At 37.1% G+C, this 4,066-nt stretch carries 6 protein-coding genes; 3 read left to right on the forward strand and 3 right to left on the reverse strand.

Annotation, left to right across the window (positions count from 1 at the left end):
• The coding region (locus HMPREF0518_RS10455; RefSeq protein ID WP_211205001.1) for a hypothetical protein at positions 1 to 197 on the forward strand (197 nt) is incomplete at its 5' end.
• A gap of 707 nt (positions 198 to 904) precedes the next feature.
• Here HMPREF0518_RS10455 and HMPREF0518_RS08805 read toward each other — a convergent pair.
• From HMPREF0518_RS08805 to HMPREF0518_RS08810, 3 genes are all read right to left on the reverse strand, one after another.
• Positions 905 to 1,692, reverse strand: a protein-coding gene (locus HMPREF0518_RS08805) for an IS5 family transposase (protein ID WP_089121852.1) whose coding sequence is annotated in 2 segments (ribosomal slippage) — positions 905 to 1,434 and positions 1,434 to 1,692 — 789 coding nt in all. Because the reading frame shifts where the segments join, the coding sequence is not laid out codon by codon here.
• A 290-nt stretch (positions 1,693 to 1,982) separates the two neighbouring features.
• Positions 1,983 to 2,306, reverse strand: coding sequence for a hypothetical protein (locus HMPREF0518_RS09915; protein WP_003627882.1), 324 nt, complete (start codon positions 2,304 to 2,306; stop codon positions 1,983 to 1,985).
• Between the two features lie 127 nt (positions 2,307 to 2,433).
• Complete coding sequence (locus tag HMPREF0518_RS08810; RefSeq protein WP_003627883.1) at positions 2,434 to 3,021, reverse strand: site-specific integrase; 588 nt, start codon at positions 3,019 to 3,021, stop codon at positions 2,434 to 2,436.
• A 107-nt stretch (positions 3,022 to 3,128) separates the two neighbouring features.
• Between HMPREF0518_RS08810 and HMPREF0518_RS08815 the strand changes: the two genes are divergently transcribed.
• Both HMPREF0518_RS08815 and HMPREF0518_RS08820 read left to right on the forward strand, forming a co-directional pair.
• Positions 3,129 to 3,389 (forward strand): type II toxin-antitoxin system Phd/YefM family antitoxin, encoded by a 261-nt coding sequence (locus HMPREF0518_RS08815; protein WP_003627884.1) that lies wholly within the window; start codon positions 3,129 to 3,131, stop codon positions 3,387 to 3,389.
• Positions 3,382 to 3,696, forward strand: a complete 315-nt coding sequence (locus HMPREF0518_RS08820; protein ID WP_003627885.1) for a Txe/YoeB family addiction module toxin — start codon at positions 3,382 to 3,384, stop codon at positions 3,694 to 3,696. Before HMPREF0518_RS08815 ends, HMPREF0518_RS08820 begins: the two co-directional genes overlap by 8 nt.
• The last annotated feature ends 370 nt before the right edge of the window (positions 3,697 to 4,066 follow it).

The raw sequence follows: 4,066 nt of genomic DNA on the forward strand, positions 1-4,066 counted from the left end.
GACCCCATCTCCCAATTTCGGGAAATGAGGCCTTTTTAGATGTTATTAAAATAATATACATCTTCATAGAAATTGAAATTATTTTAGCAAGAAATCTTTGTGCTGGCAAGCTTTATTTTTTAAGAAGGTCATTGCCCTGTAAAAGATGCTTGGCGGTAAACACCCAGGTCACAGAGAAAGGAAGATGGCAGTGCTAAAAACTAGCTTTTGAAGCTTTTCATTTTTCTTGTTTAACTCATACTGGTTCCCTTTAGCCTCAATTCAAGATATTCAATCGAAAAAATCTGAAATATCTGACATAGAAAAAGCTATTAATGTACGCAAGCAAAAAATAAACTTGCTAAACCAAAAAATTCAAGATATTAAATCAGGGAGTTACAAAACCGAATAAATAATTTTCTCGTTTAAAACAAAAAGCCGTGCGAAATGCACAGCTTTTTTGGATCTAAAAGTCGTTGTCATTGAAAAACTGCCTCAAGAAGGGCGTAATTGAACCATGAGGGGAAATCAGGATAAGGAAAAGTGGCGTCACTTTCGTGACGTTCGCCAGTGGCGACACTATGAAAACCGCGTCCCTACGGGACTTATAAGCCCTAAAAAACTGACGCCACTTTTTACCTAAAATAAACGTGATTTGCCACAAAATATCGCCTATTTGTGGCACCCATGCCACAAAATCAGGGGTATTCTGCCACATCAAAATCGCGTTAAAAATTTAAGTAAGTGATCACTTTTCTGAATAATAATTGTCTGAATCATCAATTCTTTTTTTTCAATTTGACTAAAGTTGGTTGTGTTATTGTGCTAAGGATTTGTATTAGAAGTCGGCTAGCCAACAACAAAAAAGGACGGATCCAATTATCCGTCCTTTCATCACATCACTCTAAGAAACTGTTTGAGATCTCTAAAAGCGGCGTAGGAAAACTGAGACAAACGCTAAAGTTACCATCGTTGTACTGGTGTGCAGCTGTCGTTCACAGTTTTTCCAGAGCCGACGATATTTTTCCAACCAGCTAAAGGAGCGTTCAATTATCCAGCGTTGTGGCAACACTTCAAATTTATGTAACTCATTTCGTTTGGCGACTTGGGTGGTCGCTTTTAAATTAAGCTGGACATCCATGGCGAAATTGCGGCCACTGTAACCACCATCAACCAATACGCTTCGAACCCGGCGTAAGTTTTCGGCGTTTAAGGCTAACATGGCACTGGCGCCGTCACGGTCAGAGACATTGGCCCGCGTTAAATGAATGGCTTGCGGAAAGCCATTCATATCCACTGCTAGATGCCGCTTAATTCCAGAAATTTTCTTACCGGCATCATAGCCTTTATTCTCGGCCGTTTCGGTATTTTTAACACTCTGAGCGTCAACGATAATGAAGGAAGTTAACGCCGAACGATCCTGCTTGGATCGTAAGGTAGCGACAATTTTTTTAAAACCTGATCTAACAGTGATGGCTCTGCTGGCGTTGGTTGCCGAGACCATAAGCGAAAATACGTGTAGACCGTTTGCCACTTGGGAAAATCATGCGGTAATGCCCGCCATTGAGCGCCGGTCTTTAAGATATATAGAATGGCACAGAAAACGTCATATAAATCAACTTGCCGCGGCTTCGTCCGTTGACAAAAGTTTTCTAGTTCTGAGCGAATGACTTCAAACTGTTGGCGAGTAATATTACTGGGATAATTAGGCATAACAATTTCCTTTTTTGCAAAAGTATACCAAAACTCAATTTAGATCTCAAACAGTTTCTAAAAACGAGTGATGTAATGGCTAAAATCGTGTATCAGAAGTTGCTTATCGCAACAACAAAATTTCATGCTAGTAGCGTCTCTTAAATGAGTGAGTTTTTGTTTAAATTTGTGATACATTTTTCTGATCCATTAATAACTTATTCAAATATAAAATGCCCCAGCGCTTATTAGTCAATCGCCCTTTGTCATTGATTTTGTAATAAGCATTGCGCCCTATTCGGTTACAATCCTCACAACAAAATAGCAAATATAAAACCATAAATACTGCAAGCTATCACATTGTAATACAAAGCACTTCGTTCTTGTATTACAATGTTGCTTGAAAAGGGGGAAGTTTCACTTTCCCCTTTTATCCCCTTTGGATTGTGTCGATTTGCTTTACGCAAACGCCACCTGCCCATTTTATTTTTATAAAATGGGCAAAAGATCTTTCTTTTTGTCATACAAAAAGAAGAAAAAAAGAGACGACTTTCTTCTTCCGAAATCGTCCCTCTTTTTTCTAAAACCATGGATGAACGAACAAAAAATCTCTCATATTTTGTTTGTTCATCCACTAAAAATATGCGAACCGTATTGCTTCATTCAATCCTGTTCTTACAAGTCAAAAGCATTGAATCGTCCTCGTACGATTCAACAAAAAAAGTAGTCCTTTTTGGACGACTACTAAGTTCTAAACATTCATTACCCAAAATCAATTTGGTCTAACATCGTTTCTCGACTAGCTTGATCTAACCCAAGATAGGTTAAGGTCATAGCTTCGCTTGAATGGTTTAATAAATGCATCACTAAACCAATATTATAGTTTGACTGCGTATAGACCCGATAAGCGCCTGTTTTACGCATGGTATGCGTTCCTAGATAGTTAATTCCTAAAAGATCACCAACTCGTGCCATAATCTTATAAAACTGTTTCTCAGTAATATGCCGTTCTGGGTGTTGAAGGGAAGGAAAGAGCCATTCAGATTCTAGTTTATGATCAAGCAGCCATTGACGATACAATAAAAGCTCTGTTTGAACTGGTTTAAGGTACAAGGTATTAGGCTTGCCTGTTTTTCGGTCGTGAATGAATGCATTTTGTTTAATGGAGCCTTCCGGATTAAAGATATCTGCTTGTTTTAGGCACATAACGTCACTGACTCTTAGTAGCGTAGCTTTACCAACTTGAAAAATTGTATAGTTACGCCGGCCAGCTTTGAAGTTGTTGAGTAAGGTGTCTTGCACCTCTTTAAGAACGTTTGAATCTTTGATGGGTAAGACAACTTGTTGCATAAGTCATAATCTCCTTTGACGATATAGTAGTTTATAATAGTAGTTTATAATTGACGTACGTTATCATGTACACATATAATATTAGATAAGTTAAGGAGGGGAATCATATGGAAAAAATTATTAATCCAACTACAGCACGAACAAACCTATTTTCACTTATCAAAAATGCTAATCGAGACTCTCAACCTGTTATTATTGCAGGATCTAATGACAGCCGTAGTGCCGTTTTGATTGGGAAAAAAGACTATGACGCATTACAGGAAACCATGAACTTAATGATGAATGGTCAGATTCAAGCCACCTTCAGCCGTAAAGATGATGAATCAGTTGATCTAGATGAAATGATCAAAGAAATTGACAATGAGTAGTCGTTGGAAAGTAAAAATAAAATCATCAGCTAAAGGTGATTTAAAAAAAGTTTTAAGAAGCCCATTACGTCAATCCTTTGAAGAAATACAAAGTGTATTGGAATCTGATCCATATAAACCAATACAGTCTTTTGAAAAACTAACACCACCTGCGGCTGGTTACTATTCTCGAAGGATAAATGGTCAACACCGCGTCGTCTATACCATTGATAAAGCAACTAAAATAGTCGAAATCTACTCATGTTGGGCCCATTATGAAAGTGGTGCTCTTGAAATGAGTGGTAAATCTAATTCCCGAAAAAACTAGTGACTTAATATGCGTTATAAATTATAATATCAAAATAAATAGCCCCCAATATCTACATTATAGATATTGGGGGCTATTCTTTCAATGTTTTCGAGGGGTTATTATGTAATTATAGCCCCTGTATAGATGATTTATGTTAATTCATATTGTATCCAAAAGTTCGCGTCAATAAGGCCCGTTTCCACCAATTTTCTCTTTCCAAAATATATTGATCAGATGATTTACCATCCGCAATTTCTAAAATAGAATATTGAAAATGCTGTTTAATATGGCTCTATAATTTTTCCTGTTGATGACTTATCAATATGATAAGCTGTTAACAGGTTTTTTATTGCATAAAAAAGGAGGACATAGTCCCCCGTAATAAAAA

This window comes from Lactobacillus helveticus DSM 20075 = CGMCC 1.1877, from assembly GCF_000160855.1.
Lineage (GTDB): Bacteria > Bacillota > Bacilli > Lactobacillales > Lactobacillaceae > Lactobacillus > Lactobacillus helveticus.

Excerpts from the sequence above, each read along its gene's own strand:
- HMPREF0518_RS08810 (WP_003627883.1), bottom strand. The coding sequence starts at position 3,021 with ATGCAACAAGTTGTCTTACCCATCAAAGATTCAAACGTTCTTAAAGAG.
- HMPREF0518_RS08815 (WP_003627884.1), top strand. The coding sequence starts at position 3,129 with ATGGAAAAAATTATTAATCCAACTACAGCACGAACAAACCTATTTTCA.
- HMPREF0518_RS08820 (WP_003627885.1), top strand. The coding sequence starts at position 3,382 with ATGAGTAGTCGTTGGAAAGTAAAAATAAAATCATCAGCTAAAGGTGAT.